Raw genomic sequence first — 24529 nt, 5'->3', positions numbered from 1 at the left:
ATGAGTATGAACCTTATAAATATAGGATATGGTAATGTAGTTATGGCTAACAAGGTGGTTGCTATAGTAAGTCCAGAGTCAGCTCCTATAAGAAGATTAATACAAGAGAGTAAAGAAAGTGGAAGATTAATCGATGCTACTTATGGAAGAAAGACTAGAGCAGTTATAATAACTGACAGTCAATATATAATATTATCATCAGTTCAACCAGAAACAGTAGCACATAGATTTATAGATAAAGAAGAGCATATAGAGAATTAGAAAGGAAGATATAGATGAAGAGGAAAGGTTTATTATTAGTTATTTCTGGACCATCTGGAGCAGGTAAAGGAACTATATGTAAAGAGTTCTTAGAAAATAATAAGGATGTTAAACTTTCAGTTTCAGCAACTACTAGAAGCCCTAGGGAAGGAGAAGTAGATGGAGTTAATTATTTCTTTGTAACTAAAGATAAGTTTAAAGAAATGATAGATAACAATGAGCTATTAGAACATGCTCAAATATATGATAATTTCTATGGAACACCAAAGGCTGCCATATTAGAAAATTTAGAAAATGGAAATGATGTAGTTTTAGAAATAGAGATGCAAGGTGCTAGACAAATAAAAGAAGTCTATCCAGAAGGTGTATTTATATTTATACTTCCTCCATCTCTTGATGAGTTAAAAAATAGAATAGTTGGAAGAGGAACAGAAACAGAAGATCAAATAAAGAAAAGATTCGGATCTGCACTTGACGAGATATGCCAAATAAAAGATTATGATTATTTCATAATAAATAAAGATGTACACACTTCAGCTAAAGAGGTAGAACATATAATATCAGCTGAAAAAAATAAAGTTTATAGATATAAAGATAGTATAATAAAGAAATTTAAGGAGGAATTATAAAATGATAAAGCCGTCAATAAACGAAGTTTTAAATCAAATTGATAACAGATACTATTTAGTGGTAACTGTAGCTAAAAGATCTAGAGAGTTAATAGATGGAGCAACACCATATGTTCCTACAACTAAGCATCAACAAATAAAACCTGTTACATTAGCAACACAAGAAGTTGCAGATAGAAAAATAAGTTTTAGAAAACTTACAGAAGAAGAAATAGAAATAGAAGAAGCTAAACATCATTTAGCTCAAGTTCAAAACATAATAGAGGAGTAATATCATGTTAAAAGATAAAACTGTAGTTTTAGGAGTTAGTGGGGGAATTGCTGTATATAAAGCTTGTGATTTAGTTAGTAAACTAAAAAAAGCTGGAATAAATGTTCACGTAATAATGACTAAATCAGCTACTGAATTTGTAGCTCCACTTACGTTTCAAACATTAAGTCAAAATTATGTTGTTGAAGATATGTTTGAATCACCTAAAACTTGGGATGTAGAACATATTTCATTAGCAAAAAAAGCAGATTTATTTGTATTAGCGCCTGCTACTGCAAATGTAATTGGAAAAGTAGCAAATGGAATATCTGATGATATGCTAACAACGACTGTTATGGCTACTAAAGCTAAAGTTCTTGTTGCACCTGCAATGAATACTAATATGTATGAAAATCCTATAGTACAGAGAAATATACAAATATTGAAAGATTTAAATTATGAATTTGTAGAACCTGAAAGTGGACGATTAGCTTGTGGAGATGTTGGATCAGGAAAACTAGCATCTGTAGACACTATATTTGAAAAAATAATTAGTTTATTAAATGTAGAGCAAGACCTAAAAGGCACAAGTATAATAGTAACAGCAGGACCTACAGTTGAGAGTATAGATCCAGTAAGATATATAACTAATAGATCAACAGGTAAGATGGGTTATTCTATAGCAAAAAAAGCTATAGAAAGAGGTGCAGATGTAACTCTTATATCTGGACCTACAAATATATTACCACCTCAAAACTTAAAAAAATTTATAAAAACTGAATCGGCAGAAGATATGTATAATGCTGTTTTAGAAAACATAAAAGATAATCAAGTTGTAATAAAGAGTGCCGCGGTTGCTGATTACAAACCTAAAGGCTACTCTGACAAGAAGATTAAAAAATCAGATGATGATTTAAGTATAAAGTTAGATAGAACTAAGGATATAGCACTAGAAATCGGGAAAATAAAAGAAGATAAGATTTTAGTTGGTTTTGCAGCGGAAACTAATGATTTATTAGAAAATGCTAAAGGAAAAATCAAGAAAAAGAATTTAGATTTTATAGTAGCAAATGACTTGACTCAAGAAGGTGCAGGATTTGGAGTTGACACTAATATCGTTAAAGTTATCGATAAAGATGGAATCATATCTGAGTATCCTAAAATGAAAAAAGAAGAGGTAGCAGATGTTATCTTAGATAAGATAAAAACTCTATTAAACATGTAAGCATCTATATTAATTATAGATGCTTAATTTTCATTTATAAATAAATGCTATATCTAAAAGGATACTTATAAAGATTGCATTTGCTGTAAATGATAGATATTAAGTAGGTAAAATAAAAAATAGAGGTCAAAGTATGAAGCAATATGCAAAAGTTATAGTAAGAAATAATTCTACACACACTGATAATTTATTTACATATGAAATACCTGAGTTTTTAAGTGAAAATATATGTATTGGACATAGGGTATTAGTTCCTTTTGGTATGTATAATAAACCAGTAGAAGCATTTGTTTTTGAAATAGATGATTATGTAGATGAGAATATAAGAACTAAAAAGATTACTGACTTATTAGATGAAGAACCAATTTTTAATAAAGATGATATAAACTTAATAATTTGGATGAAAAATAAATATCTATGTACATATATTGACTGTATAAATTTACTTTATCCCAAGGGATATAAATTAAATAATTATAAGGTTATAAATCTTATAGATGAAAACTATACAAGTGAAAATAAAAATGAACAAAAATTAATAGATACTTTAAAAGAAAATAAAAATGAAGTTAGAATTGATAAGATAAAAAAAATACCAAACTTAAATAATATTATATATAAATTAAAAAAATTAAATGTAGTAAATGTAATATGGAGATATAATGATCATAAAAATGAAAAAAAAGTTTATATGATTTCACTTAGCAAACAAGCTGAAGAAATTGATGTATATTTAAAAGAGAATAAAATAAGATTAGGAAGTAAGCAAAAAGAGATACTTGAATATATAAAAAATGTTAAAGAAATTGATTTAGGCAAGCTACTAGAAAATACAAATGCAACAAGACAGAGTATAAATGGATTAAAAGAAAAAAATATTATAAATATAAAAGAGACTGACTTTTATAGAAATCCTGAACAAATATATTCTGTGGAACATAAAGATATAAAATTAAATGAAGAACAAGAAAAAGTTGTTAATTTAATAAATCAAGAAATGTTTAATGAGGATAAAAAGCCATATATGATCCATGGAGTAACAGGAAGTGGAAAGACAGAAGTCTATATGGAAATAATAGAAAATGCGTTAAATCAAGGCTTAGACAGCTTGATGTTAGTACCTGAAATATCATTAACACCACAAACTATATCTAGATTTAGAAATAAATTTGGAAATATAGTTGGGGTTTTTCATAGCCAACTATCAGAGGGTGAAAAACATGATGTTTATAAGCAAGTAAAAGAGGGAAAAATACGTATATTAATCGGGGCTAGATCTGCTTTATTTATGCCATTTACAAGTTTAGGAGTAATAATAATAGATGAGTTTCATGAAAGTGCGTATAAGTCTGAAAAAAATCCTAAATTTAATACTATAGAAGTTGCAAACTTTATATCAAGAAAAAGAGAAGTTTCTTTGGTTTTAGGTTCAGCAACCCCTTCAATTGAGGAATATTATAAGGCTATTAATGGGAAATATAAGCTACTTGAAATAAATAAAAGAGCAAATAATAAACCTATGCCAAAAATTGAAGTTGTTGATATGAAGGATGAGCTAATGATAGGAAATAAAAGTATATTTAGTTCTAGATTAAAACTTGATATGGAAGAAGCCGTTAAAAATAAAAATCAAATTATTCTATTTTTAAATAGAAGAGGATATTCTAATTTTGTTTCTTGTAGAAAATGTGGATATGTCTTTACGTGTGAAAATTGTGATATATCACTTACTTATCATAAAAAAAGCAATACAGGAAAGTGTCATTATTGCGGATATGAAAAAGAAATACCTAAAGAATGTCCTGAATGTAAAAGCAAGTATATTAAACCTTTTGGAATTGGAACTCAAAAGATAGAAGAAGAAATAAAAAGCTTATTTCCAAACATGAGAGTTTTAAGACTAGATAGAGATACAACATCAAAGAAAGGCTCATTTGATAGAATATTAAATAGTTTTAAAAATAAAGAGGCCGACGTTTTAATAGGTACCCAAATGCTTAGCAAAGGTCTAGATTTTGATAATGTTACTTTGGTAGGAATTTTATCAGCAGATATGATTTTAAAATTTCCTGACTTTAGGAGTGCAGAAAATACTTTTCAACTGATTACACAGGTTTCAGGAAGAGCAGGTAGATCTGAGCAAGAAGGAAAGGTTATTCTTCAGACTTATGACACAGAACACTATGCAATTAAACATGCTATAAATTATGACTTTAAAGGATTTTACCAAGATGAAATAAAAATAAGAAAACTATTTGACTATGCACCATTTAACAATATGTTAAGTGTAGTATTAAGTGGTAAAAATAATAAACTAGTAGAGATAAATGCGAAAAAAATGTATGATACTTTAGCATATTTACTAAATGAAAGAGGAATAGAAGATCTAAGTTTTATTTTAGGTCCAAATCAGTGTTCTATAAGTAAGATAAACCAAAATTACAGATGGCAAATATTATTTAAAGATGAGGATATTGAAATAAATTTATTAAAGGGTATAATAAAATATATATGTATAACTAAGCGCGAAATAGTTTTTGATAAGGATATAAATATATCTATCGATATAAATCCTTACAGTGTATTATAAAATTTAGGAGGGTTATAAAATGGCTTTAAGACAAATTGTACAAATAGGAGAACCGGTATTAAGAAAAAAGTGTAAAATTGTAGATAAAATCGATGAAAAAATAATACAATTATTAGATGATATGGCTGATACTATGTACGAAGCGGACGGTGTTGGACTGGCTGCACCACAAGTTGGAATATTAAAGAGAATAGCGGTAATAGATATTGGTGATGGAATAATCGAACTTATAAATCCAGAAATAATAGAAACTTCAGGAACACAAACTGATGATGAAGGATGCTTAAGTGTCGTAAATGAATGTGGACCAGTTACAAGACCATATTACGCTAAAGTAAGAGCTATGAATAGAAATGGACAAGTGTTTGAGATAGAAGGAGAAGAACTTTTAGCTAGAGCATTTTGCCATGAAATAGACCACTTAGATGGTATACTATTTGTAGATAAAATTGAAAAGTAGTAGGAGTTGAGATAAATGAAAATCGTATTTATGGGAACGCCAGAGTTTGCTGTTCCATGTTTGCAAAAGATAATAGATGAAGGACATGAAGTACTAGCAGTTGTTACTCAACCAGATAAACCAAAAGGTAGAGGAAAAAAATTAGCTATGCCTCCAGTAAAAGAATTAGCTTTAAAGTATAATATAGATGTTTACCAGCCTGTAAAAGCTAGAGAAGAGTCTTTCGTAGAGAAATTAAAAGAGATAAATCCTGAGTTAATTGTAGTTGTAGCTTTTGGACAAATTTTACCAAAGAGTATAGTAGATATACCTAAGTTTGGATGTGTAAATGTGCATGCATCATTACTACCAAAATACAGAGGAGCAGCACCTCTAAACTGGGTTATAATCAATGGTGAAGAAAAAACAGGTGTTACAACTATGTATATGGATGTTGGACTAGATACAGGTGATATGATTCTAAAAAGTGAAATACCATTAGATGATGAAATAACAGCAGGAGAGCTTCATGATAAAATGATGGTTCAAGGTGCAGAGGTCTTAAAAGATACAATAGATCTTATATCAAAAGGAGAAGCTCCTAGAGAAAAACAAAATGATGAAGAAACTTGTTATTCACCTATAATGGACAAATCTTTAGGAAATATAGATTGGAGCAAGTCTGCAACGGATATACACAATCTTATAAGAGGTGTGAATCCATGGCCTAGTGCATATACAACATATGATAAACAAACTATGAAAATATGGAAAACTAAAGTACTAGATAAATTAAGTGAAAAAACACCTGGAACTATATTAAGTGTTGATAAAAATGGAATTGAAGTAAGTACAGGAGACAAAGTATTACAAATATCTGAAATACAAATGTCTGGAAAGAAAAGAATGATAGTATCTGAATATATAAAAGGAAATGATATAAGCACTGGAATTGTATTAGGAATATAAACATGATAAATTTAAAAAAATACATGACTACAATAGGTTTTTTCATATTAATAATACTTTTACTATTTTTAGGAATAAATGTATTTATGAAAAGTTTTGAAAATATATTTTCTATGATAGTAAATATATTGCTTATTATACTTTTATTAATAACAATATTTTCAAGCATAGTTACCTATAGAGTATTAAAAGGTAAAACTGTCAATAAGTCTATAATGAAAATTAATTTTAAAATAGTTGACTTTTTATATCCTATACTTATCATTTTAGGAAATGCAATCAATATAACTAAGGATGATATAAGACAGGTCTATATTAAATTAAACAATGATTATATTTATAGCAATAGGTATAATATAAAATCAGAAGACATACTTATTCTTATACCACATTGTATTCAAAAAAGTGAATGCAAATTGAAGATAACTACTGATGTTAAAAATTGTAAAAGTTGTGGTCTTTGCAATGTAGCTGATTTACTAAAACTGCAAAATAAATATAATGTAAATGTATTTATAGCGACAGGAGGAACTTTAGCTAGAAAGAAAATAAAGGAATTTAGACCTAAAGCGGTTGTAGCTGTTGCATGTGAAAGAGATTTAACTGCAGGAGTTCAAGATATTAAGCAGATACCTGTTTTAGGAGTATTTAACCAAAGGCCTAATGGTCCTTGTGTGGATACTAAAATTGATGCAAAAGAAGTTGAAAATGCAATAAAATTCTTTATAGGAGAGTGTTAAATATGATGCCGTATTATGGATACTATGGGATTGATCCAACTATATTTATTTTAATACCAGGTATACTTTTTACTATGTATGCTCAATTTAAAGTAAGCAGCACAACTAATAGATATTTTAAGGTAAGAAGTAAACTTGGTTATACAGGTGAACAAACAGCTAGAAAAATTTTAGATGCCAATGGACTTTATAATGTAAGAATAGAGATGGTAAGAGGTAGTTTAAGTGACCATTATGATCCAAGAAGTAATGTAGTAAGATTATCTGAAGATGTTTACTATGGAACATCTATAACATCTGTTTCTGTTGCGGCTCATGAATGTGGGCATGCAATTCAACATGCTAAAGGATATGCTCCACTTCAAATAAGAAGTAGTTTAGTTCCTGTAGTTAGTTTTGCATCAAATATATCTTGGTTTTTAATACTTATTGGATTCGTTATGAGTGGACCATTCTTAAAAATAGGTATATTATTATTCTCGGCATCTGTATTATTTCAAATAGTTACATTACCAGTTGAGTTTAATGCATCTAGAAGAGCTTTAGTTCAAATAGGTAATGAAGGAATATTAGAAGGAAAAGAGATAAAAGAAGGTAAAGATGTATTAACTGCAGCAGCATTAACATATGTTGCAGCAGCATTAGTTTCAGTATTACAATTATTAAGATTAATTGCAATATCACAAAGACGTGATGATTAATAGAGATTGTCCTAGGGGTTTCTAGGACTTTTTCTGTTTAAATTTGGAGGTATTTAATGAACGCAAGAAAATTAGCATTTAAAACTCTATATGACATAGAAAGAAACAAAAATTACTCAAATATATCTGTGAATAAAAATTTCAAAAATGTAGATTTAGGTGATCAAGAAAAAGGATTGGCTACAGAATTAATTTATGGAATTATAGAAAATAAATATTATTTAAATTATATAATAGATAAACTATCTAAGATAAAATCGAAAAAGATGTCTACATATGTTAAAATAACATTGTGGTTAGGAATTTATCAAATTCTATTTTTAGATAGTATAAAAGATCATGCAGCAGTAAATGAAAGTGTTGCAATTATAAAAAAATATGATAAAAAGTCATCTGGATTTGTAAATGCAATATTAAGAAACGTAATAAGAAATAAAGATGATATAATGGAAATTGATAAAACAGATATAATTGAATATTTATCTATAAAATACTCATATAGTCCATGGATAATAAAAAAATGGATAGGTGATTTTGGACAAGACTTTGCTGAAGATTTACTAGAGGCAAATTCAGAAAAACCAAAATTATATATAAGAGTTAACACACTTAAAACTAATAGAGATGAACTTATAGAAAAATTAAGTAAACAAGGAATAGAATGTAGAAAAGTAAATGGAATAGAAGAAGCTATACAAGTTCAAAATTTAAAAAGTATAGAAAATAATGAATTCTTTAAAGAAGGATACTTTACAGTTCAAGATACAAGTTCAATGTTAGTGGGTAAAGTTTTAAATCCAGAAGAAAATAAGTTGATTTTAGATATATGTAGTGCTCCAGGTGGTAAAACTACTCATGTAGCAACTATTATGAAAAATTCGGGAAAAGTTGTGGCTAGAGATGTATTTGATCATAAATTAAAACTTATAAATCAAACTGTAAAAAGATTAGGGCTTAAAAATGTTAAAGTTGAAGATGGAGATGCTTTAAAGTTAGACCAAGACAGTATAAATAAATTTGACTATGTTATATGCGATGTTCCATGTTCTGGTATGGGAATAATAAAAAGAAAACCAGAGATAAAGTTTAAAAAAGAAGAGGAATTAAAAAATCTACCTGATATACAAAAAAATATTTTAAATAATGCATCAAAATATGTTAAAATAGGTGGAAATTTAATATATAGCACTTGTACTATTCATGATGAAGAGAATATAGATATAGTAAAATCTTTCCTAGATGAAAATGATAATTTTGAATTAGTGCCTATAAAGGAAGTTAATATAGATTTAGATAATCAAGATAGTGGATATATAAAAATATACCCAAATATACATGGTATGGACGGATTTTTTATAGCGAAACTAAAGAGAGTAAGGTAGGAAGTAATTATGAACAACAAGGTATGTTTAAAAAATTTAACCGAAGAAGAGTTAAAAGATTTTATAAAAAGTATAGGAGAAAAGGCTTTTAGAGGAAGTCAAATATATGGATGGATCTATAAAGGAGCTAAGACTTTTGACGATATGAAGAATATACCAAAGTCATTAAGAGAAAAATTAGAAGATCTATCTTATATAGGAAGTTTAGAAACTGAATTAAAATTAGAGTCTAAAATAGATGGAACGAGAAAATACCTTTTCTTATTAAATGATGGAAATATAATTGAAAGTGTTATGATGGAGTATGAACATGGAGTCACTGTATGTATATCAAATCAAGTAGGGTGTAGAATGGGATGCAGATTTTGTGCATCTACAATAGATGGACTCTTAAGAAATTTAGAACCATGGGAAATATTAGATCAAATAATAAAAATACAAGAGGATATAGGCAAAAGAGTGTCAAATATTGTACTAATGGGTAGTGGAGAGCCTCTTGATAATTTTGAAAATACAAAAAAATTCTTACAATTGGTAAATGAAAAAAATGGACTTAATATAGGATATAGACATATCACATTATCTACTTGTGGAGTAGTGCCTAAAATGTATGAACTAGCAGATTTAAAAATACCTATAAATTTAGCATTATCACTTCATTCGCCTTATGATGAATCAAGAAAAGAAATAATGCCAATAGCTAATGCATATTCGATAAAAGAAGTAATAGATGCTTGTAGATACTATATAAAAAATACAAATAGAAGGGTTACTTTTGAATACTCACTTATAAAAGGAGTAAATGACTCTAAAGAAGATGCAAATCAATTAGCTAAAATTTTAAAAGGTATGTTATGTCATGTAAACTTAATTCCTATAAATAAAGTTGAAGAAAGAAATTATGAGAAGCCAGATAAAACGTATGTATATAAATTTAGAGATTTATTATTAAAAGAAAATATAGCTGCGACTATAAGAAGAGAAATGGGAGCGGATATAAATGGAGCTTGTGGTCAATTAAGAAGAAAACACAAATAATATGAAGGGGGAAAATTATGATATATAGTTGTGTTTCCCATATCGGAAAAATTAGAAAAAACAATGAAGATTTTTGTAAAGGTGAGATTATATCCACTGATTCAGGAGAAATCGGTATATTTGCAATCGCTGATGGGATGGGTGGACATAATAAAGGTGAAGTAGCAAGTGAACTAGCAGTAGAAAACATAGTCCGTTTTTTAAAAAATAATTTAGTACAAAATGAAAATGTGAAAATAAATTATATTGACGATATACTTAAACAAGCTTATAACAATGTAAACTCTATAATATATAAACAAGCTAAAGAAGATGAAGGCTGTAGTGGAATGGGAACAACTTTAACCACTGTCATAATTTATAAAAATAAAGCATATATTGCAAATGTAGGCGATAGTAGATGCTATTTACTTCAAAATAGTGAATTTAGAAAAATAACAAGGGATCATTCTTTAGTTGAAGAATTAGTTGCTAGTCATGCTATAACAGAAGAGGAAGCTAAAACTCATCCAAAGAGAAATGTTATAACCAGAGCTTTAGGAACAGAGAAACTTATAATTGTTGATATTTATAAAAATGATATATTTAAAGATGATAAAATATTGTTAGCAACAGATGGGTTAACTAGTTTTGTTGAAAAAGAGGATATAGAAAAAATTATATCAAGTGATGATAGTTTAGAGGAAATAACTGATAGTTTAATAAACAAAGCTAATGAAGTTGCAGGTAAAGACAATGTTTCAGTTATATTGATTAAGTATGAGTAGGATGGTGATATAGTGGGAGAAACAGTTTTAGGAAACAGATATGAGATAATTAAAAAAATTGGCGACGGTGGGATGGCATTTGTATACGAAGCTAGAGATAAACTTTTAAATAGAACTGTAGCTATAAAGGTTTTAAGACCGGAGTTTGTAGATGATGAAGAGTTTTTAAGTAAATTTAAAAGGGAAGCTGAAGCTGTTGCAAGTCTTTCTCATCCTAATATAGTTAATGTATATGATGTTGGCGAAGATGGAAAAGTTCACTATATAGTTATGGAACTTATAGAAGGACAAAATTTAAAAGATATTATAAAAAATGAGGGAACTCTAGATGAATATACTGCACTAGACATAACTAAACAAATTGCTAAAGCATTAGGAGCAGCTCATAAAAAAGGCATTATACATAGAGATATAAAACCTCACAATATACTTATTTCTAATGAAGGTAGAATTGTCAAAGTTGCTGATTTTGGAATAGCAAAAGCTGTTTCAAGCTCAACTATGACAAGTACGGGAAGTGTAATTGGATCAGTTCATTATTTTTCTCCAGAACAAGCTAAAGGAAAATTTGTAGGAAAGACTACAGATTTATATTCTTTAGGTATAGTATTGTATGAAATGATAATAGGGAGAGTACCTTTTAGAGGCGATAGTCCTATATCTATAGCGCTTCAACATATCAATGATGAAATAGAATTTACTCAAGAAGAAAAGGTAGCAATACCTCAAAGTGTTAGAAATATAATAAAGAAATTAACTTCAAAAGCTAGTGCTGATAGATATCAAGGTGCAGATGAGCTTATAGAAGATATAGAGTATATAGAAAAAAATATAGATTTAGACTTTATCAAAGAATATGATAATTATGCAACTCAAAAAATAGATGAAAAGGAATTAAATAAAGCACTAAAACTTGGAGATACAAATCCAAAGATTAAATATGACGAAGAAGATTTAGAAGAAGCTGAAGAAGAAAGAAAGATTCCTAAAAAAAGTAAAAAAAGAAATAAAAAGTCAGATAATCCTAAGAGTAAAAGAAGATGGAAAATTGCAGCTGTTATATTATCATTAATATTAATCGCTCAAATAATATTTATAGGTAAAATTGCGTTAGGATTTAAGGGTAATAAAGTTGAACAAGGAACAGCACCAGAGCTTATAAATAAAACTTTAGATGAGGCTCAGGATATGGCTAAAGAGTTAGGTGTAAATATAAGGGTAAGTGTAGAAGAATATAATGATAAAATTGATAAGAATCATATAATTTCTCAAGCTCCAAATGCAGGAAGTGCTATAAAAGCTGGGGATACTATTACAGTTGTTGTAAGTAAAGGGAAAAATCAGGTATCAGCACCTAGTGTAGTTGGACTTACTTTATCTGACGCTGAAAATTCAATAAAAGAAAAAGGATTTGTTTTAGGTACTATAAATTATGAATATAGTGACTCTCATGATAAAGATGTAGTGATATCTCAATCTCCTAATGGAGGAAGTTTAAAGCCAGGAGATAAAATAAATGTAGTTGTCAGCAGAGGTCCAAAGCCGGTTGAACAAAAACCTGTTACACCAGAGCCACCAAAGGAGCCAGAACAACCAGCGGATCCAAATAAACCAACAAATGGAAATGGTAATGGTGGTGGAAGTACTCCTACTCCTGAAGATGGATCATCAGGAGGTCAAAACCCAGGAGGAACAACTGATGGAAGTGGTGGAGCACTTCCAGGATCTGGAGGATCAGAATCACCAGAATCTGGAAGTGGAATACAACCAGGAGGAGATACTGGAGTAACTAACCCACAACCAAATCCTAGTGGCCATCAACAATAAAAAATAATAAAAACTAAGATAATTGTAATTAAAGTCCAATGATTAAATAATTATTGGACTTTTTTATAATAACTATAAATAATAAATGAAATTTAAGGAGGTTTTGAATGCTAGAAGGAATTATTATAAAAGGCATTGGAGGATTTTATTATATAGACACAGATAAAGGTGTTTATGAATGTAGGGCAAGAGGAATATTTAGAAAAGATAAAATAACACCTTTAGTAGGTGATCATGTAAAAATGAGTATAGTAGATGAAGAAAATAAAAAAGGAGTATTAGAGGAGATAGAAAAAAGAGATACAGAATTAGTAAGACCTCCTATAGCTAATGTAAATAAAGCTATAATTGTATTTGCTATAAAAAATCCAAATCCTAATTTATCTTTACTAGATAGATTTATAGTTTTAGCAGAAAGAGAATATTTAGAAATAGTTATAGTATTGACTAAATCTGATTTAGCTACGGATGAAGAGTTAGAAAAGTTAAAAGATATATATGAAGTTAGTGGATATAAAGTTATACCTGTAAGTAATAATAAAGAATTAAATATAGATAAAGTTAAAGAAGAGTTAAAAGGTAATATAGTTGTATTTGCGGGACCATCTGGTGTAGGTAAATCTACTCTTTTAAATAATATAGATAGTAAATTTCAACTGCAAACAGGTGAAGTTAGTGATAAAATAAAAAGAGGAAAACACACAACAAGACATGCAGAGTTATTAAAGCTTGAGTGTGGAGGAATGGTAGCTGATACTCCAGGATTTAGTTCATTGACTTTAGATGATATAGAAGAAAATGAGCTTAAAGATTATTTTATAGAATTTGAGAACTTTTCCGATGAATGTAAATTTGGAGGAAGATGTATGCATGAAAATGAACCATCTTGTGGAGTAAAAAATGCAGTTAAAGAAAATAAAATATCAAAAGAAAGATATGAAAGCTACCTACAATTACTAAATGAAAAGAGACAAGGGAAGAGGAGGTACTAATAATGATAAAAATGGCACCGTCGATTTTATCAGCAGATTTTGCAAGATTATTAGAAGATGTTAAAAAGGTTGAAAATGCAGGGTGTGAATACCTACATATAGACGTTATGGATGGACACTTTGTACCAAACATAACTTTAGGGCCAGCTATAGTAAAGTCTTTAAGAAATGATGTAAATATGGTGTTTGATGCACATTTAATGATAGAAAACCCAGATAATTACATAAAAGATTTTGCTGATGCAGGATGTGATATTATAGTTGTCCATGAGGAAGCTTGTACTCATTTACATAGAACTATACAAAATATAAAATCACACAATGTAAAAGCAGGAGTAGCTTTAAATCCAGCTACACCAATTGAAAATATTAAGTATGTATTAAAAGATGTAGATATGGTACTTATAATGACTGTAAATCCTGGATTTGGGGGACAATCATTTATAGATGGCATGATTGATAAAATTAAAGAATTAAAATTATTAATAGATGAACAGGGATTAGAAGTTGATATACAAGTTGATGGGGGAATAAAACCTTCTAATGTAGATAAAGTTGTAAAGGCTGGAGCTAATGTAATAGTAGCTGGTTCAGCAATATTTAATAGTGATGATATAGACGCTACTGTTAAGGAATTTAGATTAAACGCATCTAAATAAATAATCAGATGAGAGCTTGTATTATATTAAATGGAGAAATAAAAAGTAAGGATTTTTTACAAGATACTATATCATCTAACGGTTATGAATATATAATATGTGCAGATGGAGGAGCTAAATATTTATATGAATTAGATATAATTCCACATTATATATTAGGAGATTTAGATTCTTTAGAAGAACATATTATTGAATTTTATAAAAGAAAAAAGGTTGAATTTAAAAAGTTTCCATCAAGAAAAAATGAAACGGATACCCAATTATGTGTACACTTAGCTGATGAATTAGGTGTAGAGGAATTACATCTTTTAGGAGCCTTAGGCGGTCGTGTAGACCATACTTTAGCAAATATCAATTTAATGTATTACATAAAAGAACTAGGAATAAAACCTATAATCAAAAGTGAAAATGAAGATATCTATATTATAGAGAATGAAAATATAACTATTTGCGGACAAAAAGGAAATACAGTTTCTATAATACCCTTAAAAGGCGATTTAAAAGGTATCACTCTTAAAAACCTAGAATATCCTTTAAATGATGCTAATATTAAATTTGGAGATCCTATAGGTTTGTCAAATGTAATGACTGAGGATAGTTTTAATGTTAACTTAGACAAGGGAAGTATACTTATAATTTTAAATAAAAAAGCAGTATAGCATATGCTATACTGCTTTTTTATTTAAAATTATCAATATAGCTTGGTTTATTTAATTTAAATTGTATTAAAGAAAGTTTAATATGAATAGTATATTCTATGAAGGTATTTATAGGGGGGAATGATTTGAGGAATCAATATAGAAGTTTACTTGGTATTTTATGTTTAGCTACAGGTATAACTGTTATATTAGCTTTAATACTTCCAAGTTGGATTTGGAGTATATTATTAGCTATTGTACTTATTGGGTGTGGAGTTATGTTATTTATGTAAAAATAAATATTTATATTCTAAGGGGGATGGAATTATGAAAGTAATAACTATTAAATGTCCTAAATTTTTATCAAAAATAATAACTTTTTTTATGAGAAAAAAATAAAAAAAGAGAAAAAATAAAAGCCTACAGTAGTAGGCTTTTTTTATAAAAACTAAGCTCTCTCAACTTTTCCAGAACGTAAACATCTAGTACAAACTTTTATTCTCTTTGGAGTACCATCTATTATCGCTCTAACGTTTCTTAAGTTAGCAGACCAAGTTCTTCTGCTATGTTTATTTGAGTGGCTGACTTGGTTTCCTGAAACCTTACCTTTACCACATACGTTACATACCTTTGCCATTTTTCGTACACCTCCTTAAATGATAACTATAACACTGAAAACACAGTTTATGTTAACATAAATCTCTAAAAAATGCAATAGAAATATATATTTGTCTTACATATATTGAAGAAATTCTTGTTATCATATAAAATTATATATATAATTCTATATAAAGTAAATATTAAAGTTAAAAATAAAACTAAAAATAATTTTAGGGGGTCAAACCATGAGCGCTAAAATAAATAACGAATTTGGAACTATAGAAATAGACAAGCAAGTAATAGCACAAATAGCATATCAATCGGCTATGGAAAGTTATGGACTAGTTGGTTTAGCACATAAAAGTAAAGGCATTGTTGAATTACTAAAAGGTGAAAATGCAACTAAAGGTGTTAGTGTGCAAGAATTAGAGGATGGGACAATAGCTATAGAGCTTTACGTTATAATGCAATATGGAACAAATATTTCAACTGTTGCAAACAACATAATAGATAAAGTAAAATATACACTTGAGAAAATGACAGCAATAAAAGTAAGTAAAATAGATGTTAATGTTCAAGGAATAAGAGTTAAGTAATACTAGGAGGAAAAATATGATTCAATATATTGATGGGAAAAATTTAAGAGATATGATGGTCTCTGGGGCTAACAATCTTCAAAACAACAAAGACTTAGTTGATAAACTGAACGTATTCCCAGTTCCAGATGGAGACACGGGTACTAATATGTCTCTTACAATATCTTATGCAATAAAAGAACTATCGAAGGTTAGTGATGACGACATAACTAATATAGGTAAGTCTTTAGCTAAAGGATCTTTAATGGGAGCAAGAGGAAATTCAGGAGTTATATTATCTCAGATAATAAGAGGATTTACTAAATCAATAGAAGGTAAAGAAAAATTAACTACTATTGATTTTGCACAAGCATTAAAAAATGGATCTGATACGGCATATAAAGCAGTTATAAAACCAATAGAGGGAACTATATTAACAGTGGTTAGAGAAAGTGGAGAGTATGCAATAAAAGCAGCTAAGAAAGAATCTGATATAATTAAATTCTTAGAACTAGTTATAAAAGAAGCAAATGCATCATTAGAAAGAACACCGGAATTACTTAAAAATCTAAAAGATGCAGGAGTTGTAGACTCTGGAGGAAAAGGACTTGTACTTATATATGAAGGAATGTGTGAAGCGTTAAAAGGAAATCCTATAAATGCAGATGGAAAGAGTAGTGCAAATACATCATCTTCAGAACCTGCTCAAGGAGAAATAAATACAGAAGATATTAAGTTTGCTTACTGTACTGAGTTTATACTTGAGAGCGACAAAGTAACTTATGACAAAATTAAAGATATAATGTTAGACTATGGAGATAGTTTAGCTGTAGTTGGAGATGACGGATTAATAAAAGTTCATGTACATACAAATGAACCAGGAACAGTTCTTCAAGAAGCATTAAAATATGGTCAATTAGTAACTATAAAAATTGAAAATATGAAAGTACAACATGAAAATATATTAATTGAAAATCAAACGGCAGTATCTGAAGAACCTATGAAGGAATATGGATTTATAGCTACATCTATGGGTGATGGATTAGCTGATATATTCAGAGATTTTGGAGTTGACTACATAATAGAAGGTGGTCAAACTATGAATCCAAGTACAGAAGATTTCATGAAAGCTATAGATTCTATAAATGCTGAAAATATAATTATACTTCCTAATAATAGCAATATAATTATGGCAGCAAATCAAGCTAAAGCTTTAAGTGAAAAGAATATAATAGTAATACCAAGTAAGACTGTACCTCAAGGATTTGCATCATTAGTAAGCTTTAATGCAGATGCATCAGTTGAGGAGAATGAAGCTACTATGGCAGAAGCATTAACGATAGTTAAGTCTGGTCAAGTAACTTATGCAGTTAGAGATACGGTTATGAATGATATAGAAGTAAAAGAAGGAAACTTTATAGGTATAGGCGAAAGTAAACTTTTATCAGCAGGAGAAAGCAAAGAAGAAATAACTTTAAAATTAATTGAAAGTCTTGTTGATGAAGATAGTGCAATTATAACTTTATTCTACGGAGAAGATGTAACAGAAGAAGAAGCTAATAGCTTTAAAGAAATATTAGAAGAAAAATATGAAGATATAGATATTGAACTTTATTATGGAGGTCAACCTATATATTATTATTTAATATCTGTTGAATAGTATTAAATAAATCCTGTATAATCTTACTATTAGGTAAATTATACAGGTTTTTTTATGCAAAATTTAGGGTAAATTAAGCTTTTAATTAGAATAAATAAAGTTTAAATACTATTTTAAGGTGATAAAATGAATAACTTAAATAAAGAAATTAAGTATGTAAAAGGTATCGGACCAAAGAGAGCTAATAAGCTAAGCAAATTAGGAATATTTACATTATTAGATTTGATATTTTATTTTCCTAGACAGTATGAAGATAGAAATAAATTAAAAAAAATATTTGAATTACAAAATGAAGAGAAAGCAACTGTAAGAGCAATTGTAAGTAGTATAGATACATCTAATGTAAGAAAAGGGCTTACTATAACAAAAGTTGGAGTAAGAGACGAAACTGGATTTGCTAAACTTGCATTTTTCAATCAAGATTACATATCTACTACATTAAAAAAAGGCGATACAATCTTGGTGTTTGGGAAAGTTAAAAAAAGTATACATGGAATTGAGCTAAGTTCTTGTGAAGTAGAAAAAATGTCTAATAATCCCAAGAGTACATGTGGAATAATGCCTATATATCCATTAACTTATGGATTAACTAATAAGGAACTTATAAATATAATAAAAACTGCTTTCACTAATGAACAAATACATATAAAAGAATATCTGCCTAGAAGAATTATAGAAAAGTATAAATTATGTAGCATAGATTATGCAGTTAAGAACATACACATGCCTGCTAACAAGGAAAGTTTAAAAATAGCTTTATATAGGTTGGTATTTGAAGAGTTCTTAATGCTACAATTAGGTTTATTTTTATTTAAAAATGGAGTTACAGAAAAATCTGGGATTAACTTTGAAAAAAATAAGGATTTAAGTAAGGTTTTAAACTCACTCCCATTTAAATTAACAAATGCACAAAATAGAGCGTTAAATGAAATTTTAGAAGATATGAACTGTAAAAAAGTAATGAATCGATTAGTTCAAGGAGATGTAGGAAGTGGAAAAACTGTAGTAGCTCTTTTATCCTTAGCTAATGGGGTTTTAAATGGATACCAGGGAGCTTTAATGGCACCTACAGAAATATTAGCTGAACAACATTATATTTCTTTAAATGAAACGTTATCTCCGTTTGGTATAAAAGTTGGGTTGTTAGTAGGTAGTTTAACTAAAAAACAAAAAGAAAATATTTTAGAAAAAGTTAAAAATAATGAGGTAGATATATTAATTGGAACTCACGCGCTTATAGAAGATAAAGTAGAGTTTAACAATTTAGGGATTGTTATAACAGATGAGCAACATAGATTTGGAGTAAGACAAAGAAATAAATTATCTGAAAAAGGGTATAATCCAGATATATTAGTAATGACTGCAACCCCTATACCAAGAACTTTAGCACTTATATTATATGGAGATTTAGATATATCTATTATTGATGAACTACCACCAGGTAGACAACCAATTGAAACTATAGCAGTATATAAAGATAGAAGAGAAAAAGCTTATAATAAATTAGTAAGAAGCGAGGTTGAAAAAGGAAGACAAGTATACATAGTATGTCCTTTAGTAGAAGAAAGCGAGGCTATAGAAGCTAAAGCTGCTGTAGACTTAGTAGAAGAGTTAAAGTGTGAATACTTTAGTGACTTGAGATTAGGCCTTTTGCATGGTAAAATGAAACCTAGTGAAAAAGATGATATAATGAAAAAGTTCAAAAATAAAGAACTTGATATTTTGGTTTCAACAACTGTAATTGAAGTTGGAGTCAATGTTCCAAATGCAACTCTTATGATAATTGAAAATGCAGAAAGATTTGGATTAGCACAGCTACATCAGTTAAGAGGTAGAGTTGGAAGGGGAAGCCATAAATCCTACTGTATATTGATTTACTCGTCAAAATCAGAAGTTTGCTCTCAGAGAATGGGAATAATGGAGGAAACCACAGATGGATTTAAAATCTCAGAAAAAGACTTAGAAATAAGAGGTCCTGGAGAGTTTTTTGGAACCAGACAACATGGACTACCAGAACTTAAAGTAGCTAATATATTTAAGCATATGAAAATACTAAAATTAGCACAACAAGAAGCTAGATATATAATAAGTGAAGACCCAAAACTTAATAGTTATGAAAACAAAAACTTAAAAGCTGAAGTTTTAAAAAAGTTTGAGAATAGATTGCAAGAAATATCATTAAATTAAAAGGTAATTATGCTAAAATAATATGGAAGGAGAAATTATATTGAGAGTAATTTCAGGAAAAGCTAGAGGCTTAAAATTAAATGCACCTAAAAATGAAGATGTAAGACCAACTACAGATAGAGTTAAAGAATCATTATTTAATATAATTAGTGAATACATAATAGATGGAGATGTTTTAGATTTATTTGCAGGAACAGGATCTTTAGGTATAGAGTGCTTATCTAGAGGAGCGAATAAAAGTGTATTTGTAGATTTAAAAAGAAGTAGTATTGATATAGTTAAATCTAATATAAAAAAAGCCAGAGTAGAAGAAAATAGTGAAGTTTTAAATTTAGATTATAAATTAGCTATCGATAAACTAAAAGCTAAGTCATATAAGTTTGATATGATTTTTATGGATCCTCCATATTATGAAAATCTGTTTATCGATGCGTTAAAAAAAATAGATGAGTCAAATATTCTTAAAGAAGATGGAATAATTATAGTTGAACATGATACAAAAGAAGAGTTTCCTGAAAATATAGGAAAATTAACAAAAGAAAGAAGTAAAAAGTATGGAAATACTACGCTTACATTTTATGGCATGGAGGACTAGTAATGGAAAACAATGTAAGAAAAGCTATATTTGCAGGGAGTTTTGATCCTATAACTAATGGTCATTTAGACATAATTGAAAGAGCTTCAAAATTATTTGATGAATTGCAAATAGGAGTATTATATAACCCAAATAAAAAAGGTTTATTTACATTTGAAGAAAGAGTAAGATTAATAAAAGAATGTACAAAGCATATTGAAAATATAAAAGTAGTAAGTTTTGATGGGTTATTAGTTAATTACTGTGAAGAACATGGTATAAAAACTCTAGTAAGAGGTATAAGAAATGGTGCAGATGTAGAGTATGAACTTCAAATGGCACATATGAATAGAGAGTTAAATCCAAGTATAGAAACTGTAATACTTCCAACTACAACAAAATATTCATATATAAGTTCATCTCTTATAAAAGAGGTATTAAATTTTGATGTTAATATAGAAAATTTAGTTCCTAAAGTCATTATAGAAGAATTAAAACGAAAAACTAATAGGGGGAGATAAAATGAATATAGACTTAGAAATAATGGAATTAATTGAGGAATTAGAAAATAGTATAAACAATGCAAGCTCAATTCCTTTTTCTCATAAATCGGGGATAGATAAAGAAGAAGTTTTAAGTATTATAGCTGACATAAAAACTATACTTCCAGAAGAAGTAAAACAAGCTGTATGGATAAACAAAGAAAGACAAAAAATACTAAGTAATGCAAATCAAGATGCTGAGCTTTTAATAGAGCAAGCTAATAAAGAAGCTAAGCAAATTATTGAAAAGGCAATGAAAGAAACTGAAGATATGAAAAAAAATTCAGAAGATATAATAAAATCATATATTGATTCTGATGGACTAGTTGTAGAAGCTGAAGAAAAAGCTAAAACTATAATAGAGAAAGCTGAGTATACAGCTAGAGAAATAAAAATAGGATCTATAAGATATGCAGATGATGTTTTAGAAGGATTACAATACAATCTTCAAAATATTATGGATGAAATATCTATAAATAGAAGAGAATTAAGTGAATAAAAAGTAGCTATCATTTGATAGCTACTTTTTAATTATTTCTTGCACTTGATTTTTTAATTAAAACAAATGTAGAAAGTATATAAATGAAAATTAATATTGGAAAAATAATTTTATAATTATTTATATAATAAGTCCATAATGAGTTATTCGTAAATATATTTGATAAGTTTGAAATTAAAGGTATTGAATTTGCAATAGGATAAAATGCAAATGTAAATATTGATGCAAATAGTCCATGTAAAAACTTTGAAAAAATATAAGTGCTAGTTTTTATATCAGTTTGAGCTAAAAAACTACAACATTGAGCTAATATAGATAATCCACTAAAAGCAATCAAGAAGCTACATAAAGAAGCTCTTAAAATTTCAGGAGAATTTAATACACTAGAAACTTGGCTACATCCTATAGTTATCTCAAATAAACCGCTTATAAATGCATTACAGAGTTCTCTTGAAAAGCCAAGTAAAGATAGAGGAATATGTAGTATATATGAAGATAATTCAATTATGTTAAATATAGATAGTATTTTAAATACAACGGAAAATACTATTACAAATCCACCTACCATTAAAATTGTGTTGACTCCACTAAACACAGCATCTCCAAATAAAACGAAAAAACCTTTATTTTCATTTCTTCTTTTTGAAATAATTTTATTAACCTCAAAGTTAAAATTCGTTTTATCGCAAATTATAGTTTCTCTACCATAGTTTTTAAATAAAAAGCCAACTGTAAGAGCTGATAAATAATGACATATTAAAATTAAGTATCCTAAAGGTGGATTATTGAACATTCCAACGGAAACTGCTCCTACTATAAAGAGTGGGCCTGAGGTTGAACAAAACGAAACTAATCTTTGCGCTTCAAATTTAGATATTTCATTGTTTTGACGAAGTTCAGAAGCTAACTTAGCTCCTACAGGATATCCAGAAACGGTTGAAATAGCAAAAACAAGTGAACTTTTGCCCGAAACATTGAAAAGTTTTCTCGTAATAGGATTAATTATTAAGCCAATTACATCTATAAATTTTAATTTAACTATTAAGTTAGCTGCTATTATAAATGGAAGCAAAGAAGGAATTAGAGTATCTGTCCATATCTTATAACCATTTTTAGCTGCATTTATAGAATCACTTGGGAATAGTATTATTCCTAAAATTAATAACATTACTATAAGAGATGGAATTAAAAAAACTATAAATTTATTTTTTCTCACTTTGTCACCTACTTTTAATATTTTCTATGATAATTATATTAAAAGTAGGTACAAACTATGATAATTAAGTTAAACAAAAGTCTTATTTTACATATATTGGAGAGATATAATAATCCATTGGACCTTTTAATAGTTTTGAATTGCTTTTATAATAAAGTAAATTATATATATTGGTAGATTTTATATCATATTTAATTAATGTTTCAAATATAGGATCATTGTTAAAGTTTATATTCGAAAATTTATTTATTATGCTTATGTCTGAGTTTAGTTTGATTTTTTTTAGAATTTCACGACCTTTATCATTAAAAGCGAGAACTCTAATGTAAGGCAATTTATTTATATCTTTTACCATATTCATATCTTCTTTCGTAATTCCTAGCAATATGTTATTTAACATTCTTTTTACTTTTGTAAGAGTATACCTTTTAGACTTAATAGATTGTTGAAGTTCAGATAGATTAGATGTTAAAAATATAGATTTATATATTTTATTTTCAATGCCTTCACTAATATCAAAATAATCACTTAACTTGTCAAAGTCTCTAGCTACTAACTCTCTTATTACATCAAAATAAAATTCATCAAACATTGGATTGAAACCATTATCTATATGTTTAGAAATTAAATTTAGAGTCTCTAGAGGTACAACAGATGAAATTTCGCTTAAGCTATTTCCCCTTCTTAAGGATTCTCTTATTGCTGTAGCAGAACAAATATTACTAGAAATTGTATGCGAATTATAAGATGACTGTATACGATTAATAGTGTAAGGAGCTATGCTACTTTTCTGTTTTAATAAACTTTTTATATATTCAATACCTAAAATATTATTTGAAGAACTTAAAATATCATGAAGTTTTTCTTCTTTTAAATTTAATATATTATTTCTTGATATATACTCATAAAGAGCAGTGCTTCTAGCAGTTGCAAATAAAATACCTTCATCTAGCTTTTCTTTTAAAATAGATTTGAACTCATAAGGCTCATTAATTAATATTTTAGAAATTTCTAATAATAAGTCTATATTTCCCTCTTCACTTCCAAAGCAAATAGAGTCAATGCAATTTAATGAGTCAAGCAAAGAAACGGCACCATGAGCAAAAAACTCTGCACTTTGGCAAGCAAACAGCGTAGGTAACTCTACAACTAAATCTACTCCATTAGATACTGCTATTTCAGCTCTTTTAAATTTATCAAATAATGCAGGTTCACCTCTTTGTAAAAAATTACCGCTCATCACAGCAATTGAGTGGGTAGCATTAGTTAATTCCATAGATTTTTTTAAATGGTGTAAATGTCCATTATGAAATGGATTATACTCAACAACTAAACCAGTTATCTTCATGAAAATCTCCTTTTCGCTAAAAATTTTAAAAAATATATCAAAAACAAAGGAATTATTGTTTAAATATAGAATTATATTATAAAAAATAATTATATCTATTATAATATTAAACAAAAATGAGAACAATAATTCTTGAGTTAATTATAGTTATATAAAAAAGAAAAAATATTATAAAGTATGTACTTTTATGTGAAAAAATGATATAGTAATAATGAATAAAT

General features: G+C 28.1%; 26 protein-coding genes. 23 read left to right on the top strand and 3 right to left on the bottom strand.

Annotated features, from left to right (window positions below):
• From remA to ATCC9714_RS13335, 17 genes are all read left to right on the top strand, one after another.
• Window positions 1-261: an extracellular matrix/biofilm regulator RemA gene (gene remA / locus ATCC9714_RS13415; RefSeq protein WP_021122962.1), complete on the top strand. Its 261-nt coding sequence runs from the start codon at window positions 1-3 to the stop codon at window positions 259-261.
• A 14-nt stretch (window positions 262-275) separates the two neighbouring features.
• Window positions 276-890, top strand: a complete 615-nt coding sequence (gmk, locus tag ATCC9714_RS13410) for a guanylate kinase (RefSeq protein WP_021122961.1) — start codon at window positions 276-278, stop codon at window positions 888-890.
• A gap of 1 nt (window position 891) precedes the next feature.
• Entirely contained in the window at window positions 892-1161 is a 270-nt protein-coding gene (gene rpoZ, locus ATCC9714_RS13405; RefSeq protein WP_021122960.1) for a DNA-directed RNA polymerase subunit omega, read from the top strand.
• A gap of 4 nt (window positions 1162-1165) precedes the next feature.
• On the top strand, window positions 1166-2365 hold the full coding sequence (coaBC, locus tag ATCC9714_RS13400) for a bifunctional phosphopantothenoylcysteine decarboxylase/phosphopantothenate--cysteine ligase CoaBC (RefSeq protein WP_021129215.1): 1200 nt from the start codon (window positions 1166-1168) through the stop codon (window positions 2363-2365).
• Between the two features lie 133 nt (window positions 2366-2498).
• Window positions 2499-4955: a primosomal protein N' gene (gene priA / locus ATCC9714_RS13395; protein ID WP_208872219.1), complete on the top strand. Its 2457-nt coding sequence runs from the start codon at window positions 2499-2501 to the stop codon at window positions 4953-4955.
• Between the two features lie 19 nt (window positions 4956-4974).
• Window positions 4975-5415 carry a peptide deformylase gene (def, locus tag ATCC9714_RS13390; RefSeq protein ID WP_021129213.1) on the top strand — a complete coding sequence of 147 codons (441 nt, stop codon included), beginning with the start codon at window positions 4975-4977 and terminating at the stop codon, window positions 5413-5415.
• Window positions 5416-5430: 15 nt separating this feature from the next.
• Window positions 5431-6363, top strand: coding sequence for a methionyl-tRNA formyltransferase (gene fmt, locus ATCC9714_RS13385; protein WP_057574333.1), 933 nt, complete (start codon window positions 5431-5433; stop codon window positions 6361-6363).
• 2 nt (window positions 6364-6365) lie between these two features.
• Window positions 6366-7103, top strand: a complete 738-nt coding sequence (locus ATCC9714_RS13380) for a DUF116 domain-containing protein (protein WP_054630726.1) — start codon at window positions 6366-6368, stop codon at window positions 7101-7103.
• A gap of 2 nt (window positions 7104-7105) precedes the next feature.
• A complete protein-coding gene (locus ATCC9714_RS13375; protein ID WP_021122949.1) occupies window positions 7106-7804 on the top strand; it encodes a zinc metallopeptidase in 699 nt (232 codons plus the stop codon).
• 56 nt (window positions 7805-7860) lie between these two features.
• On the top strand, window positions 7861-9186 hold the full coding sequence (gene rsmB / locus ATCC9714_RS13370) for a 16S rRNA (cytosine(967)-C(5))-methyltransferase RsmB (protein WP_057545440.1): 1326 nt from the start codon (window positions 7861-7863) through the stop codon (window positions 9184-9186).
• A 9-nt stretch (window positions 9187-9195) separates the two neighbouring features.
• On the top strand, window positions 9196-10224 hold the full coding sequence (gene rlmN / locus ATCC9714_RS13365; protein ID WP_021129209.1) for a 23S rRNA (adenine(2503)-C(2))-methyltransferase RlmN: 1029 nt from the start codon (window positions 9196-9198) through the stop codon (window positions 10222-10224).
• A 17-nt stretch (window positions 10225-10241) separates the two neighbouring features.
• A complete protein-coding gene (locus ATCC9714_RS13360) occupies window positions 10242-10991 on the top strand; it encodes a Stp1/IreP family PP2C-type Ser/Thr phosphatase (RefSeq protein WP_021122944.1) in 750 nt (249 codons plus the stop codon).
• A gap of 12 nt (window positions 10992-11003) precedes the next feature.
• Entirely contained in the window at window positions 11004-12818 is a 1815-nt protein-coding gene (gene pknB / locus ATCC9714_RS13355) for a Stk1 family PASTA domain-containing Ser/Thr kinase (protein WP_057545441.1), read from the top strand.
• Window positions 12819-12925: 107 nt separating this feature from the next.
• Window positions 12926-13810, top strand: coding sequence for a ribosome small subunit-dependent GTPase A (gene rsgA / locus ATCC9714_RS13350; RefSeq protein WP_057545442.1), 885 nt, complete (start codon window positions 12926-12928; stop codon window positions 13808-13810).
• Between the two features lie 2 nt (window positions 13811-13812).
• Window positions 13813-14469, top strand: coding sequence for a ribulose-phosphate 3-epimerase (gene rpe, locus ATCC9714_RS13345; protein WP_021129205.1), 657 nt, complete (start codon window positions 13813-13815; stop codon window positions 14467-14469).
• Between the two features lie 8 nt (window positions 14470-14477).
• Window positions 14478-15128: a thiamine diphosphokinase gene (locus tag ATCC9714_RS13340; protein WP_057545443.1), complete on the top strand. Its 651-nt coding sequence runs from the start codon at window positions 14478-14480 to the stop codon at window positions 15126-15128.
• A 125-nt stretch (window positions 15129-15253) separates the two neighbouring features.
• The gene (locus ATCC9714_RS13335) at window positions 15254-15400 is read left to right on the top strand and encodes a hypothetical protein (RefSeq protein ID WP_021122935.1); all 147 of its coding nucleotides are present in this window, start codon (window positions 15254-15256) and stop codon (window positions 15398-15400) included.
• A 155-nt stretch (window positions 15401-15555) separates the two neighbouring features.
• Here the strand turns inward: ATCC9714_RS13335 and rpmB are convergent, their stop codons facing one another.
• Window positions 15556-15744, bottom strand: coding sequence for a 50S ribosomal protein L28 (gene rpmB, locus ATCC9714_RS13330; protein WP_021122933.1), 189 nt, complete (start codon window positions 15742-15744; stop codon window positions 15556-15558).
• A 208-nt stretch (window positions 15745-15952) separates the two neighbouring features.
• On the opposite strand from rpmB, the gene ATCC9714_RS13325 reads away from it, so the two are divergent.
• The 6 genes from ATCC9714_RS13325 (at window position 15953) to ATCC9714_RS13300 (ending at window position 21744) form a co-directional block, all read left to right on the top strand.
• Window positions 15953-16303: an Asp23/Gls24 family envelope stress response protein gene (locus ATCC9714_RS13325; protein WP_021129203.1), complete on the top strand. Its 351-nt coding sequence runs from the start codon at window positions 15953-15955 to the stop codon at window positions 16301-16303.
• A 16-nt stretch (window positions 16304-16319) separates the two neighbouring features.
• On the top strand, window positions 16320-17942 hold the full coding sequence (locus ATCC9714_RS13320; RefSeq protein ID WP_021129202.1) for a DAK2 domain-containing protein: 1623 nt from the start codon (window positions 16320-16322) through the stop codon (window positions 17940-17942).
• Window positions 17943-18068: 126 nt separating this feature from the next.
• A complete protein-coding gene (recG, locus tag ATCC9714_RS13315; protein ID WP_057545444.1) occupies window positions 18069-20129 on the top strand; it encodes an ATP-dependent DNA helicase RecG in 2061 nt (686 codons plus the stop codon).
• Window positions 20130-20169: 40 nt separating this feature from the next.
• Window positions 20170-20724, top strand: coding sequence for a 16S rRNA (guanine(966)-N(2))-methyltransferase RsmD (gene rsmD / locus ATCC9714_RS13310; protein ID WP_021129200.1), 555 nt, complete (start codon window positions 20170-20172; stop codon window positions 20722-20724).
• A 2-nt stretch (window positions 20725-20726) separates the two neighbouring features.
• Window positions 20727-21224 (top strand): pantetheine-phosphate adenylyltransferase, encoded by a 498-nt coding sequence (gene coaD, locus ATCC9714_RS13305; protein ID WP_021129199.1) that lies wholly within the window; start codon window positions 20727-20729, stop codon window positions 21222-21224.
• A gap of 1 nt (window position 21225) precedes the next feature.
• Window positions 21226-21744, top strand: coding sequence for a vacuolar-type H+-ATPase subunit H (locus ATCC9714_RS13300; RefSeq protein ID WP_021129198.1), 519 nt, complete (start codon window positions 21226-21228; stop codon window positions 21742-21744).
• 28 nt (window positions 21745-21772) lie between these two features.
• Here the strand turns inward: ATCC9714_RS13300 and ylbJ are convergent, their stop codons facing one another.
• The gene (ylbJ, locus tag ATCC9714_RS13295; RefSeq protein ID WP_057545445.1) at window positions 21773-22960 is read right to left on the bottom strand and encodes a sporulation integral membrane protein YlbJ; all 1188 of its coding nucleotides are present in this window, start codon (window positions 22958-22960) and stop codon (window positions 21773-21775) included.
• Window positions 22961-23042: 82 nt separating this feature from the next.
• Window positions 23043-24308, bottom strand: coding sequence for a nucleotidyltransferase (locus tag ATCC9714_RS13290; RefSeq protein WP_057545446.1), 1266 nt, complete (start codon window positions 24306-24308; stop codon window positions 23043-23045).
• Between the last annotated feature and the right edge of the window lie 221 nt (window positions 24309-24529).

The sequence above is a fragment of the Paraclostridium sordellii genome (assembly GCF_000953675.1).
In the GTDB taxonomy this organism is placed as follows: domain Bacteria; phylum Bacillota; class Clostridia; order Peptostreptococcales; family Peptostreptococcaceae; genus Paraclostridium; species Paraclostridium sordellii.
The sequence above is the reverse complement of the archived record's forward strand: the minus strand, read 5'-3'. Positions and strand labels throughout refer to the sequence as shown.